This window comes from Agreia sp. Leaf210 (assembly GCF_001421485.1).
GTDB lineage: Bacteria > Actinomycetota > Actinomycetes > Actinomycetales > Microbacteriaceae > Agreia.
Map to the genome: position 1 here is coordinate 365,400 of NZ_LMKK01000001.1, position 13,287 is coordinate 378,686.

The window sequence follows — 13,287 nt, forward strand, 5'->3', positions numbered from 1 at the left end:
CTAGCCCGCCGCGCCGTCCCAGTCGGCGTAGGGGTCCCATCCGCCAGGGCGTTCGTAAGCCGCCCCTCCGACCGTCACGGCACGCGCGCCCCGCTGCCGAACCGTTCCGATGACCCGGAATCCCTCCGGGGCGCGGCCTGCGGGGAACGTCGCCAAGAGCGAATGGTCCTCTCCCCCGGTCAGCACGAAGTCCGCGGCGCGACGGCCGACGACAGGGTCGATCGCGACGAGCCCGGCCGCTTCGGCGTCGATCGCGTCGGCGTGCAACTCGATCGTCACCTCACTCGCGTCTGCGATGCGTGACGCGTCGAGCACCAGCCCGTCCGACACATCCAGCATCGCCGTGGCCCCGGCGTCGGATGCGGCGACACCCAGCCCGATCGGCGATCGAGGCGCGACCTGTTCGCGCACAAGCTCCGGATGCTCGTGGCGCACGACGCGCGCCCGTCGCGCGTCGGGCTCCCGCCCACCCTCGGCATCCGCGTCTGTGGAGCCGTCTCGATACAGGAGCCAGACACCGGCGCCCGCGAGTCCGAGCGACCCGGCGATCGCGAGGTCGTCGCCGACCGCGGCGCCGGAGCGCACGACGGGGTCGCGGCCCTCGAGATCGCCGATCGCCGTCACGGTGATGGTCAGCGCCCCGGCCGTCGACAGGTCGCCGCCGACGACGCCGCACCCCGGGGCGAGGTCGGCGCACGCGTCGCGCATGCCGTCGGCGAACTGCTCGAGCACGGCGACGGGGGTGTCGGCTGGGGCGGCGAGGGCGACGAGCAGCGCGGTCGGGACGGCGCCCATGGCGGCAACGTCGGCGAGGTTCGACACGGCGGCCTTCCAGCCGAGCTCATAGGGCGTCGACCAGGCGAGCCTGAAGTCGGGGCCCTGCACCATCATGTCGGTGGTCAGAACGGTTCGCCCGTCGGGGGCGGCCACCACCGCCGCGTCATCTCCGGGCCCGAGAAGCTCGGCCCGGGTTCGAGGCAGGCGGCGCACGATGCGGCGCAGCGTCTCGCGCTCGCCGAGTGAGGTCACGGTCTCGCCGGGGGCGGAGACGGGCAGGGCGGAGGACGGCCGACCGTCGGGCTGCGCGGAGGTTTCTGTCACCTGCAAACGGTAGCCTGTGGAGGATGTCTCGACCACCTCTCGCGCGGCCAAATGCGGTCCGAACAGCCGCCCGCCGCACAGCCGCCTTTCTCGCGATGGGGTTCATCGTCGTCGGCCTCAGCGCCTGCGCCCAGACCGTCTCGCTCGAGCCTGCAGAATCAGCGGCCGACCCGGCGTGCGCCGACATCATCGTGAGCCTGCCCCTCGTGCTGCCGAGCGACGCCGAGAATCAAGACATCCGCCAGACCGATGCCCAGGCGACGGCGGCGTGGGGCTCGCCTGCGAGCATCCTGCTGCGCTGCGGAATACCGCCCCAGGGGCCGACGACACTGCCGTGCATCAACATCAATGGCATCGACTGGGTCGAAGACGACTCGAACAAGCCGAACTACCGCTTCGTCACCTATGGGCGGGTTCCCACGACCGAGGTGATCGTCAACTACGACGTGGTCTCGGGCACCTCCACCCTGGTCGACCTCGGTCCGTCCATCTCGAAGATCCCGCAGACCCACAAGTGCCTCGGGGCCGAAGACACACTCGACCTGCCTACCGACGCTCCGTCGGCCGGCTGACCTCCACAGACAAGAGCACCCCATGACCGTGATCGACAACGCCATCTACGTCGACGGGGTGCGCACCGACAACCCGGAGACCCTCGACGAGACGTTCGAGCTGCTCACCGAGCGTCGCGGCTTCGCGTGGATCGATCTCGACCGGCCGAGCCCCGAAGAGCTGCAGGCCGTCGCCGACGAGTTCGAGCTGCACCCTCTGGCCATCGAAGACGCCCTGGCCGGTCACCAGCGGGCGAAGCTGGAGCGCTATGGAGACACCCAATTCGTCGTGCTGCGACCCGCTTTCTACCGCGACGACATCGAGAAGGTGGAGTTCGGCGAGGTGCATCTGTTCGTCGGCAGCACCTTCGTGGTGACGGTTCGCCGGGCCGCGCGGCCGGATCTCAACGTCGTTCGAGAACGTCTCGAGGCCGCGCCGGATCTGCTCGCGAGAGGTCCGCAAGCGGTGCTGTACGCCGTTCTCGACCGTGTCGTCGACGACTACGCGCCGGTGGCCCTCGGGCTCGAGAACGACATCGACGAGATCGAAGACGAACTCTTCGAAGGGGGCGCCACCGAGCTCTCCCGCCGCATCTACGAGCTCTCCCGCGAGGTCATGATGTTCCAGAGGGCCACCCATCCACTACTCGATGTCGTCGGCGAACTCAAGCAACACGTCGGCGACCACGCGGTCGATATCGAGGTGGCGCGCGGCTTTCGCGACGTGCTCGATCACACGCACCGCATCGTCGACCGGATCGACGCCTATCGCGCACTGCTCGAAAACGCGCTCACCACACACCTCACCCTCGTGGGTCAAGACCAGAACGACCAGGTCAAGAAGATCTCGTCGTGGGCCGCCATCCTGTTCGCCCCGACCCTCGTCGGAACCATCTACGGCATGAACTTCGACAACATGCCCGAGCTGCACTGGACCTTCGGCTACCCGCTCGCCGTCGCGGCCATGGTCGCCATGGGCGGAGTGCTCTACAGCGTGTTCCGACGCAAGGGATGGCTCTGACAAGGGCCGGAGGGCACGGCGGGCTAGACGATATAGTGAAGCGATTCCGTTGAACTCTGAAGGCTCCGCCCCCGTTGTGAGGACATGATGACCGACGCCGCTCCCCTGCAGGCCCCTTCCGACAGCGTTCTCACGCTGACCGCACCCCAGCCCGTAGCTCCGGTCGCGGCCACCTCCGCGCCCGCGATGGCACCGAAGGTCGATCCCGCGGCGCTGCCCGGTCTCGATGCCAAGGTCGACACCTATCTCGACACTCTGGTCAGCACCGACACGCGCTCTCCCGCCTTCGCCGCCAAGGCGAACGACGTGCGCACCATGGGCGACGTCGACATCCGCCAGGCGGCGGACTCGTCGAACAGGCTTCTCGCGACGCCGGTGAAGGCCCTCCAGTCGGGTGGCCTCTCCGAGAGCTCGAAGATCGGTTCCACGCTTCTCGAACTGCGCCGCACCGTCGAAGACCTCGACCCCAGCGAGCAGAGCATCGAGCGCAAGATCCTCGGCTTCATTCCTTTCGGCCGCAAGATCGCCGACTACTTCCGCAAGTACGAGAGCGCGCAGTCTCACCTGAACGCCATCATCAAGGCGCTCTACGACGGCCAAGACGAACTGCGCAAAGACAACGCCGCGCTGAACCTCGAGAAGCAGCACCTCTGGGAGACGATGCAGCGGCTCAACGAGTACATCTACGTCGCCGAGCGCCTCGATGTGAAGCTCTCGGCCAAGATCGCCGAGTTCGACAGCACCGACCCCGACAAGGCGAAGGCGCTGCGCGAAGACGTGCTCTTCTACGTGCGCCAGAAACACCAGGATCTGCTGACCCAGCTCGCCGTGTCGATCCAGGGCTACCTGGCCATCGACGTGATCATCAAGAACAACCTCGAGCTCATCAAGGGCGTCGACCGGGCGACCACCACCACCGTCTCGGCGCTCCGCACGGCCGTGATCGTGGCGCAGGCCCTGGCCAACCAGAAGCTCGTGCTCGATCAGATCACCGCGTTGAACACCACCACCTCGAACATGATCGAGGCCACCTCGAAGATGCTGGCCGATCAGTCCGCGTCGATCCAGTCGCAAGCTGCATCGGCCACCGTGGGTCTGCCGCAGCTCCAGGCCGCCTTCGCCAACATCTACGCGACCATGGACTCGATCTCGGAGTTCAAGGTGCAGGCACTCGACAGCATGGCTCAGACCATCGGAGTTCTCGAGACCGAGACAGAGAAGGCCAAGCCCTACATCGAGCGCGCGCGCCGCAGCGAGACGACCGAGGTCGCGAGCACGCTCGACCTCGACAAGCGCTGAGTCGACGGGTCGAGCACGTCACGCAATGGGCTTTTGGCAGAACCTCCGCGACTCGGTGACGGGGCGAACTGCTGAGCGCGAATACGAGTTCGAGCTGCCACCGGCTCCGACCAGCGCCGACATCCTGTCGTCGATCGCCGATGTGCAGGCAGACACGACCGGCAAGGTGCCGCCCATCGTCATCGCGCGCATCAACCGCATCGCGAACACCGTGGCCGTGATGGTTCCGCGGCTCGATCAGCTCGGCGGCGGCAGTGCGCAAGCGCACACCGTCGTCTCGACCGCCACAAGCTATCTGCCCGAGGCCGTCGGCGGCTACCTCCGGCTCCCCCGCGATTTCGCCGACCGGCGGGCCGTCTACAAGGGCAAGACCTCGCTCATGCTCCTGTGCGACCAGCTCGACCTGCTGGGCGCGACGCTCGACAAGATCTCGGATGCCGTGTCTCGCGCCGACGCCGCCGCTCTCGTCGCGCACGGCCAGTTCCTCGCGGAGAAGTTCCAGCCCTCATCGAGCCTGACCCTCCCGTCCGAACCCCTGAGCTGAGCGAAGACACCATGACACCCTCTGATCCGCACGAGCTGCGCCAGGCTCTCGACGCCCTCGTCGCGGCGGCGCAGACTGCCGGCCTCGATTCCGCCGCCGCCCGAGACGAGGGCGTGCGCATCGCCGCCGCCGTCGCCGAGTCCGCCATCGGCGCATCCGTTCAATGGGTCGATCAGACCGGCGCGGGCAGCACAGACGAGTTCTTCGAAGCCGCGTCGAGCGCGAGGCGCTGGCGTGCGTCGCCCACCGACCTGCTGAGCAGACTGGCCGCCGACTCTCCGCAGCACGCCGGCGACTATGCGAAGGCGCTCACCGGTGTCGTCGCGGCCGCAAGCGAACTGGGCGAGCCCTCGATCGGCGTTCTCGGTGCGGCGTCTGCCACCGCAGCCGCCCAACTCGCGGGTGCACGGCAGGCTCCTTCTCTTCCTCCGCTCTCGCGCACCGAGGCCACCCTGTTCCCCTCGACGACGCTGTCTGCGGTTCCCCCGGTCGGCCAGCAGCTCAGCGCCGACCACTTCGATGTTCAGCAGCCCGACTTCGCACGGCCGGGCGATGCCACCATGGCCGAGCTCGCCCGCAAAGCCGGCCTCACCCCGTCCGAACCGCAACCGGATGCTCCGACTGCCGAGCAGCCCGCTCCCGCCGACGCGCCGGTCGCGGCCCAAGACGAAGAGAAGCCGAAGAAGAGCGTCGAAGAGCTACTCGCCGAGCTCGACAGCCTGATCGGACTCGACAGGGTCAAGAGAGAGATCCACCGGCAGACGCAGCTGCTGCGCGTCGACCAGCTGCGAACGGCCGCGGGGCTCACCACTCCGACGCTCACAAGGCACCTCGTCTTTCTCGGCAACCCGGGCACGGGCAAGACCACCGTGGCCCGTCTCGTCGCCGGCATCTACGCGGCCCTCGGCATCCTGTCCAAGGGCCATCTCGTCGAGGTCGACCGCTCCGAACTCGTGGGCGGCTATCTCGGGCAGACGGCGACCAAGACGAGCGAGGTCGTGGCCGGGGCCATCGGCGGCGTTCTCTTCATCGACGAGGCCTACGGGCTGGCGCTCGACCAGTACGGCGCCGAGGCCATCACGACCATCGTGAAAGACATGGAGGATCACCGCGACGACCTCGTGGTGATCGTGGCCGGCTATCCCGAGCCGATGCGCGGATTCATGGAGACGAACCCCGGGCTCGCCAGCCGGTTCTCGACCTCCATCACGTTCCAGGACTACACCGACACCGAGCTGCGCGACATCTTCGTGCGCCTGGCCGAATCGTCCGACTTCGAGCCGACGCCCGAGGCGCTCGAGCGGTTCGAACAGATCGTGTCGATCGAACCCCGAGACGAGGGTTTCGGCAACGGTCGCTACGCCCGCAATCTGCTCGACAAGGCGATCGCACGGCACGCCTGGCGCCTGCGCGACGTCACGGAGCCGACGCTCGACGACCTGCGCCTGCTGCTGGCCGACGATCTCAACGACTCGAACGACGGCGAGGTGCGGGGCACCGACGACGAGACGATCGACTCGCCGATCCTGGTCGACGTGCCGCAGACTGATCAGGCGAGCGCGCTCGAAGCCGAGTCGTCCGATGCCGCGCCCACCGCAGATCACCCCTCAGACGATCCCGCAGAACCGACAACGTCGAAGGACACCGAATGAGCACGACCGCAGCCGCGCCCCCGCCGCCGGTACCCCAGGCATCCCCGCGGCCGAACGCCGCGTCGACGACGGCCGTGCAGGCTCAGAGCGCACCGGCCCCCGCGCCCGCGAAGAAGACGCGCTCCACTCCCGCCACCCTCCGCCTGCTGCTCGCCGTCTCCGTGCTCGCCAGTCTGGCGTTCGGAGCCGCCGGCTTTCAGACGGGGTCGTCGCAGGCCAGGTCCACGGCCGACGCGAGTGCCGAGGCCGCCCAGCTGATCGGCATCCAGTCCGTGCGCAACGATCTGGTGCGTGCCGACGCGATCGCCGCCAACGCGTTCCTCGTCGGTGGCTTGGAGCCCGCCGATCAGCGAGCCGAGTACGACACCGCGATCGACGACGCCACCCGCGAGATCACCCTCCTCGCCGCCGACGACAAGGCCGGAGACACCGACTTCGCCAAGGTCAACGCCGAGGTCGCCATCTACACCGGCCTCATCGAGCAGGCGCGCGCGAACAACCGTCAGGGCTTTCCCGTCGGCGCCGCTTACCTGTCGCAGGCCTCCGCCCTGCTGAACGACAGCACCCTTCCGCAGCTCGAAGCCCTGGTTCTCGCGAGCGCCGACCGGGCGGCGGGCAGCTTCACCGCCTCGACCGTGTCGCTGGTCTGGCTGATCATCGCCCTCGCGGCCCTGATCGCTCTGATCTGGGTACACCTCTGGATCACGCGGCGCTCTCACCGCTACCTCAACTGGCCACTGCTGATCGCCGCCGTCGCCATGCTCATCGTCGGCGTCATCGGTGTGGTCACCTTCTCGAACACCACGGGGGCAGCCATCGAGGCCAGGCAGAACTCCTACGCCAAGACCCTCGCCCTCTCTCAGGCGTACACCTCGGCCACCGAGGCCAAGTCGCTCGAGAGCTTCACGCTCATCAAGCGCGGCTCAGGGCAGACTCTCGAGGCCGACGTGCAGACGGCCATCGCCGACGCTCAGACACGTCTCGACTCGAGCGGCAAGAACTACCTCATCAGCGACGATCTCAGCAACGGCTTCGACTCGTGGGTCGAGAAGCACGCAGAGATTCGCAAGCTCGACGACGCGGGTGACTGGGACGGCGCGGTCGCGCAGGCGATCAGCCAGGAGCCCGGCAGCGCCAACGCGGCCTTCACCGCGTTCAGCACCGCGGCACAAGACGACATCGCCTCGAGTGCCGCCACGACGAAGAACGCGCTCGACGCGGGCGGCACTCAGTCAGCGCTCCTCGGCTGGCTCTTCCTCGTGGCCGGCCTCGCCGCCGCCGTGCTCTCCTGGCGCGGCGTCTCCCTTCGACTCAAGGAGTACCGATGAGCGCCATCCGTTCACGTACGGGCCGCATCGCGATCATCGCGACGCTGATCGGCATCCTTGCGCTCACCGCCTGCGCGCCGCGATCGGGAAGCGACGACCTCGGTCTCACTCCCACCCCGACGCCCACCGAGAGTGCACCGAGCAACCCGGCGCCCGCGTCGACCTGCAAGAACGTCGAGGGCGAAGTGCAGCCGTCGTACTCCCCCATCTCGCCCGACTCGATTCCCGCGGGTGGCGCGGTCGACGCCATCCGCGCCCAGGGCGTGCTCCGGGTCGGCGTCTCCGCCGACACGCTGCTCATGGGCTCCCGCAGCCCGCTCACGGGCCAGATTGAGGGCTTCGACATCGACGTCCTGCATGAGATCTCTCGGGCGATCTTCGGCGATCCGAACAGGTTGCAGTTCAAGGTCATCACGTCGGCCCAGCGCCTCGACGTGCTGACCCCCGGCGCCGATGGCAAGACGCAGGTCGACATCGTTGCGCGCACCATGACCATCAACTGCGCCCGCTGGGAGACCATCGCGTTTTCGACGGAGTACTACGACGCTGGCCAGAAGGTTCTCGTCGGAGCCGACTCCGACGCGACGTCGATCGACGCCCTCAGCGGCAAGAAGGTCTGCGCCCCCGCCAGCACGACCACGCTCACACGGCTTCAAGACGAGTTCCCCAATGTCGAGGCCGTCTCGGCCGCGACACACACCGAGTGCCTCGTACTGTTCCAGCAGGGCAAGGTGGATGCCATCACCGGCGACGACACGATCCTCGCCGGATTCGCCGCGCAAGACCCGTACGCCAAGGTCGTGGGCGAGCCGATCAGCGCCGAGCCCTATGGCCTGGGAATGCCGGCCGACAAGGTCGAGCTCGTGCAGTTCGTGAACGGTGTGCTCGACCGCATGCGCAGTGACGGAACGTGGACGAGCCTCTACACGAAGTGGCTCAGCGTGCTGGGCCCGGCGCCGGCTCCGCCCGTGCCCGTCTACGGGCGTTGACACGGACTCTGACGCGTAGCGCAGAGCACCTGAAGCACCTGACACCCCCAACTTCGATCCGCCGAGAGGAGCAGCGATGACGATGACCGCCAGCGGAAGCACGCCAGTCGCTCCCGGGCGCCTCGGAGAGGCGATCGACCCGGGTGAGCTGCTGAAATACCTCACCGGCCTCGGCGAGTGGGTCGACCGGCAACGAAAAGAGCTCGATCGCCTCGGGGCCGCGGCCCTCGCATCGCAGGAGCCCGATTCCTACACCTCCGACATCGTTCTCGCCGAGACGCTGTGGGAGGCCACGCGAAAACGCCGTGAGAGCCTCGAAAGCGTCTGGGACTCGGGCCGCGTCGACACCGTCGCCAGGCAGAAGATGTCGCAGCTGATCTGGGGCCGGTTGGACTCCGGAGGCGGGGCAGAACTCGTCTCGCTCGTCGAGGCCGTCAGACTCGCCGACGCTCTCGTCTCGCAGCTGACCACTCGACTCAGCCTCGACCCGCGCGCGGCCGGCACCACCGCGCGCATCGTCGGCCTGCGCGCTGAACTCGAGCGGTCGCGCGACCTGGCCGCATCCGACCCCGACAGCGCACAGCGGGTCTCGACCCTGCGCAACCGGCTCGAGACCCTCGCCGAGAAGGCGGGCCGAGGCGCCGATGTGACCGGCCCGCTCGGCCAGCTGGTGCAGGATTCGGCGCATCTCGAACGCGACCTCATCGTCGCCAGTTCTCAGAAGCGCGACCTGGCCAGGGATGCGCGCAAGGCCGCAGACGACGCCGCGGCCGCAGAGCGACGCGAGCCGGTGCTGCGGGCCCTGGCCGACCGGTGCCGCCGCGAGATCGTCGACCCGCCTCGCCTGGCGATTCCCGACGTGTCGAAGCTCGGACCGGTGCCGCAGACGCGTGCCGCCCTCGACGCCTGGACCGCGCGCCTCGCCCTGGTGAACCGCGCCTTCGAGGCGGTCGAAGACGCGTACGCCGGTCAACTCCGCGAGCGCGCCGAGTTGCGCTACCGCCTGTCGGGCTACCACGCGAAGGCCGAGAGCTCCGGCCGTTCCGCGTCGCCCACGGTCGCCGCCGGTTACATCGAGGCCAAAGAGGCCGTCGACACCACTCCGTGCGACCTGCGCCTCGCCCGCTTCTACGTCGAGCAATACCAATTTCTCACCCGTGACCTGCCGCCGGCATCCTCGCCGCGTCAAGGTCAGGAAGGACGCTACACGTCATGACCGATGTCCAGCACTGCCAGCAGCCCGGCTGCACGGGCGTGATCGAAGACGGTTACTGCAACGTCTGCGGTTCTCCCGCTGCGCCCAGCCCACTTCCCCCCGCTTCGGGCACCGGCACGGCCGCCGCGGCATCGCCCTCGGCCAAGCTCGGCACCGGGTTCTCGGCCGGACCGCAGACCGGCGCCGGGGCCGACCCCGACTTCGCGCAGGCCGGATCGACCCGCACCGGCCGCACCTCGTCGGCGCGACTCGCCACGGCGGCCCTCGGATCGGCGCGCACCGCGGCGACCGGCTCGAAGGCCACCCGCCGATTCGGAACCACCTCCACGCGCCTCCGCGGCCCACGCCTCGGCGCCGGGCTCACGACGGTTCCCACCGAGCCGCCCGCAGATCCGCTGAAAGCGGTCATGGCCGTCGCCGAGCTGCCGGAGGCGAAGCGATTCTGCTCGAACTGCGGCAAGCCCGTGGGCCGCGGTCGCGACGACAAGCCCGGTCGCACCGAAGGATTCTGCCCGAACTGCCGCACGCCCTTCTCCTTCACCCCGCAGCTCAAGCCGGGCGACGTCGTGGGCAGCCAGTACGAGGTCGTCGGATGCCTCGCGTTCGGTGGCCTCGGATGGATCTACCTCGCCCGTGACCAGAACGTCTCGGGCCGCTGGGTGGTTCTGAAGGGTCTGCTCAACTCGGGCGATCCGGATGCCTATGCCGCGGCGATCACGGAACGCCAGTTCCTCGCCGAGGTCGAGCATCCGCTGATCGTCGAGATCTACAACTTCGTGATGTTCAACGGCGCCGGCTACATCGTGATGGAGTACGTGGGCGGTCCGTCGCTCAAGGTGATCCTCAAAGAGCGCATGAAGGCGAACAACGGCGTCGTCGACCCGCTGCCGGTCGACCAGGCCCTCGCCTACGTGCTCGAGATCCTGCCCGCCTTCCAGTACCTGCACGACATCAATCTGCTGTTCTGCGACTTCAAGCCCGACAATATGATCCAGGTCGGCGACACGGTGAAGCTGATCGACCTGGGTGGCGTGCGCCGCATCGACGACCAGACTTCGGCCATCTTCGGAACGGTCGGATTCCAGGCACCAGAGGTCCCCGATGTGGGGCCGTCGGTCGCCGCCGACATCTACACGATCGGCCGCACCCTCGCCACGCTCGTCCTCGACTTCCGCGGCAATCAGACGACCTTCGTGTCGTCGCTGCCCGATGTGGCGGACACGCCCGTGTTCCAGACGTACGACTCGTTCTATCGGCTGCTCGCCAAGGCCTGCGCCTTCGACCCGTCAGACCGTTTCGCGTCGGTCGACGAGCTGCGCGCGCAGCTGCTGGGTGTGCTGCGCGAGGTCGTGGCCACCGACCGTGGGCCGGGTCACCCCGCGCTGCACTCCGCGGCATCCGTTCTCTTCGAGGCGCCCGTCGCCGATGTCGTCGACCGACCGCTGCCCTGGGACGCCCTGCCCGGTCTCAAGGTCGATGAGTCCGACCCCGCGCGCAGCTGGCTTGCCGGCGTGAACATGGAAGACCCGGCCGCGCGCCTGATCGCCCTCGAGTCCGCCCCGAACGTCACGGTCGAGATCCGTCTCGCGCGTGCCCGTGCGGCCATCGAGTCGGGCAATTTCCAGGCCGTCGACGCCGTGATGAGCGAGATCCTCACCGACGATCCATGGGAGTGGCGTGCCGTCTGGGTCGCCGGTCTCGCCGAACTCGCGAAGGGAGACGCCCGCAGCGCCCGCGCGTCGTTCAACACCGTCTACGGTCAGGTGCCCGGCGAGCTCGCCCCGAAGCTCGCCCTTGCCGCGGCCTGCGAGGCGAGCGGCGAGCCCGAGATCGCCGAGAGCCTCTACATCATCTGCGCACGTTCCGACGCGAACTACACCGCTGCGGCCGCCTTCGGCCTCGCCCGCATCCGCGAGCAGCGAGGCGACCTCGACGGCGCGCTGACAGCGCTCGACCTCGTCACCCCGACCCGCAGCTCGTACGTCGACGCCCGTCGTCGACGCGCGGAGCTGCTGGCGACCTCGAAGCGTGGACTCGCCTCGCTGGCCGCCGCGCTCGACAGCGTCGCCACGGTGTCGATCGACTCGAGGTCGCGAGTCGAGCTCACCGCCAGCGTCCTGGCGTCTGCCCTGGCCGTGGTGCGTGATTCCGGGCCATCCACCGATGCGGTGGTCGGAGGCATCCCCGCCCAGGAGGGACCGCTCCGCGACGGTCTCGAGCGCGCGTATCGCGAATTGGCGGGTCTCACTGAGAACCAGGCGGAGCGCGTGCACCTGGTCGACGAGGCCAACCGCGTTCGACGGTGGACCCTGTCATGAGCGACGCACAGCTGCACGGCGACGCCGTGGACCCCGTGGACCCCGTGGACCCCGTAGCAGAGCCCGTCATCGAAGCCGTCGTAGAGCCTGACCCTGAACCTGACGCGGCGCCTGCCGCGGAACCCGTGGTCGAGGCCGCTCCGGCGGTGCCGATCCTGTGCCCCGCGTGCGGCACGGTGAACGATCCCGACGCGAAGTTCTGCGAGGAGTGCGGCACCCAACTCGGCGAGCTCGTCGAGGTGAGCTCCGGCCCCGATGCCAGCGAGGCTGAAGCCGGGGTCGAACCAGACCAGGTCACCTCGTCGACGTCGGCACCACGGCGCGCCTGCGTCTATTGCGGAGGCAGCATCGCCGACGACGGCTATTGCGAACTCTGCGGCAAGCCCGCTCAGAGCGAACGCGACCACTGGCAGGAAGCGCCCGCGGCCTGGGTCGGCGGAGTGTGCGACCGCGGCATCCGGCACGAGATCAACGAAGATGCCATGGCCCTGGCCGCAGACCCGCAGGCCGGCGAGTTCGCCGTCTTGGTCGTGTGCGACGGGGTCTCGTCGACTCCGGGCTCCGACAAGGCGAGCCTCGCCGCTGCTCGCGCTGCGACCGCCCATCTCGCGGCCGGGCGATCGACCGACCTGGCAGAAGGCACCAGCGACGAACTTGCGCAGGCCCGATGGTCTGCCCGGATGCTCGAGGCCGGCGAAAGGGCGAGCGCCGCGATCTACGAGGCGATCGGCGAGCTCGCGGCGAGAACGAATCCGCCGTCGTGCACCTTCGCCGCAGCGGTCATCGACGGCCCCCTCGTCGTGGTCGGAGGCGTCGGAGACAGCCGGGTCTATTGGATCGCGGACAGCGGCAAGTCCCGACAGCTGACCACCGACGACTCGTGGTCACAAGAGATGATGGCCCACGGCATGTCGCGCCAGCAGGCGGAGAGCGCCCCGCAGGCGCACTCCATCACGCGCTGGCTCGGCGCCGACTCTCCCGACGAGGCCCCCCACGTCGTGCCGACCTATCCCACGGGAGCCGGATGGATTCTGGTCTGCTCGGATGGGCTCTGGAACTACTGCTCCGACGCGGACGACCTCGCCGAGCTCGTGCACAGGGTCGTGGGAATGGTGGGAAGCAACCCCGTTCAGGTCTCGTCGTCTCTCGTCGACTGGGCCAATGAGCAGGGCGGCCAAGACAACATCACCGCCGCGCTCGCTCGATTCGATAGCGTTGTACCTACACCGGCCCAGCCGGCCTGATCTATGACAGATAGAGGAGTCCCC

Annotated in this window: 11 protein-coding genes; 10 read left to right on the forward strand and 1 reads right to left on the reverse strand. The window is 68.6% G+C overall.

What is annotated here, in order from left to right:
- Positions 1-1,101 (reverse strand): thiamine-phosphate kinase, encoded by a 1,101-nt coding sequence (locus ASE64_RS01760; RefSeq protein WP_442853825.1) that lies wholly within the window; start codon positions 1,099-1,101, stop codon positions 1-3.
- A gap of 23 nt (positions 1,102-1,124) precedes the next feature.
- Between ASE64_RS01760 and ASE64_RS01765 the strand changes: the two genes are divergently transcribed.
- The 10 genes from ASE64_RS01765 to ASE64_RS01810 all read left to right on the forward strand — a co-directional run bounded on the left by ASE64_RS01765 (position 1,125) and on the right by ASE64_RS01810 (position 13,263).
- Positions 1,125-1,673 (forward strand): DUF3515 family protein, encoded by a 549-nt coding sequence (locus ASE64_RS01765; protein WP_082465828.1) that lies wholly within the window; start codon positions 1,125-1,127, stop codon positions 1,671-1,673.
- A gap of 22 nt (positions 1,674-1,695) precedes the next feature.
- Positions 1,696-2,673 carry a magnesium/cobalt transporter CorA gene (gene corA / locus ASE64_RS01770; protein WP_055775076.1) on the forward strand — a complete coding sequence of 326 codons (978 nt, stop codon included), beginning with the start codon at positions 1,696-1,698 and terminating at the stop codon, positions 2,671-2,673.
- An 87-nt stretch (positions 2,674-2,760) separates the two neighbouring features.
- Positions 2,761-3,972, forward strand: a complete 1,212-nt coding sequence (locus tag ASE64_RS01775; protein WP_055777276.1) for a toxic anion resistance protein — start codon at positions 2,761-2,763, stop codon at positions 3,970-3,972.
- 25 nt (positions 3,973-3,997) lie between these two features.
- Positions 3,998-4,516 carry a hypothetical protein gene (locus tag ASE64_RS01780; RefSeq protein WP_055775081.1) on the forward strand — a complete coding sequence of 173 codons (519 nt, stop codon included), beginning with the start codon at positions 3,998-4,000 and terminating at the stop codon, positions 4,514-4,516.
- Positions 4,517-4,527: 11 nt separating this feature from the next.
- Positions 4,528-6,168, forward strand: coding sequence for an AAA family ATPase (locus ASE64_RS01785; protein ID WP_055775084.1), 1,641 nt, complete (start codon positions 4,528-4,530; stop codon positions 6,166-6,168).
- Entirely contained in the window at positions 6,165-7,496 is a 1,332-nt protein-coding gene (locus ASE64_RS01790) for a hypothetical protein (RefSeq protein WP_055775087.1), read from the forward strand. The genes ASE64_RS01785 and ASE64_RS01790 overlap by 4 nt, the downstream gene beginning before the upstream one ends.
- The gene (locus ASE64_RS01795; RefSeq protein ID WP_055775091.1) at positions 7,493-8,485 is read left to right on the forward strand and encodes a glutamate ABC transporter substrate-binding protein; all 993 of its coding nucleotides are present in this window, start codon (positions 7,493-7,495) and stop codon (positions 8,483-8,485) included. The genes ASE64_RS01790 and ASE64_RS01795 overlap by 4 nt, the downstream gene beginning before the upstream one ends.
- A 76-nt stretch (positions 8,486-8,561) precedes the next feature.
- Positions 8,562-9,701, forward strand: a complete 1,140-nt coding sequence (locus ASE64_RS01800) for a hypothetical protein (RefSeq protein ID WP_055775094.1) — start codon at positions 8,562-8,564, stop codon at positions 9,699-9,701.
- Entirely contained in the window at positions 9,698-12,019 is a 2,322-nt protein-coding gene (locus ASE64_RS01805; protein WP_055775097.1) for a serine/threonine-protein kinase, read from the forward strand. Before ASE64_RS01800 ends, ASE64_RS01805 begins: the two co-directional genes overlap by 4 nt.
- The gene (locus ASE64_RS01810; protein WP_082465829.1) at positions 12,016-13,263 is read left to right on the forward strand and encodes a PP2C family serine/threonine-protein phosphatase; all 1,248 of its coding nucleotides are present in this window, start codon (positions 12,016-12,018) and stop codon (positions 13,261-13,263) included. The genes ASE64_RS01805 and ASE64_RS01810 overlap by 4 nt, the downstream gene beginning before the upstream one ends.
- Positions 13,264-13,287: the final 24 nt, after the last annotated feature.

What these genes read in the sequence shown, in the direction of transcription:
- ASE64_RS01765 (WP_082465828.1), top strand. Translation starts at nt 1,125, where the DNA reads ATGTCTCGACCACCTCTCGCGCGGCCAAATGCGGTCCGAACAGCCGCC.
- corA (WP_055775076.1), top strand. Translation starts at nt 1,696, where the DNA reads ATGACCGTGATCGACAACGCCATCTACGTCGACGGGGTGCGCACCGAC.
- ASE64_RS01775 (WP_055777276.1), top strand. Translation starts at nt 2,761, where the DNA reads ATGACCGACGCCGCTCCCCTGCAGGCCCCTTCCGACAGCGTTCTCACG.
- ASE64_RS01780 (WP_055775081.1), top strand. Translation starts at nt 3,998, where the DNA reads ATGGGCTTTTGGCAGAACCTCCGCGACTCGGTGACGGGGCGAACTGCT.
- ASE64_RS01785 (WP_055775084.1), top strand. Translation starts at nt 4,528, where the DNA reads ATGACACCCTCTGATCCGCACGAGCTGCGCCAGGCTCTCGACGCCCTC.
- ASE64_RS01790 (WP_055775087.1), top strand. Translation starts at nt 6,165, where the DNA reads ATGAGCACGACCGCAGCCGCGCCCCCGCCGCCGGTACCCCAGGCATCC.
- ASE64_RS01795 (WP_055775091.1), top strand. Translation starts at nt 7,493, where the DNA reads ATGAGCGCCATCCGTTCACGTACGGGCCGCATCGCGATCATCGCGACG.
- ASE64_RS01800 (WP_055775094.1), top strand. Translation starts at nt 8,562, where the DNA reads ATGACGATGACCGCCAGCGGAAGCACGCCAGTCGCTCCCGGGCGCCTC.
- ASE64_RS01805 (WP_055775097.1), top strand. Translation starts at nt 9,698, where the DNA reads ATGACCGATGTCCAGCACTGCCAGCAGCCCGGCTGCACGGGCGTGATC.
- ASE64_RS01810 (WP_082465829.1), top strand. Translation starts at nt 12,016, where the DNA reads ATGAGCGACGCACAGCTGCACGGCGACGCCGTGGACCCCGTGGACCCC.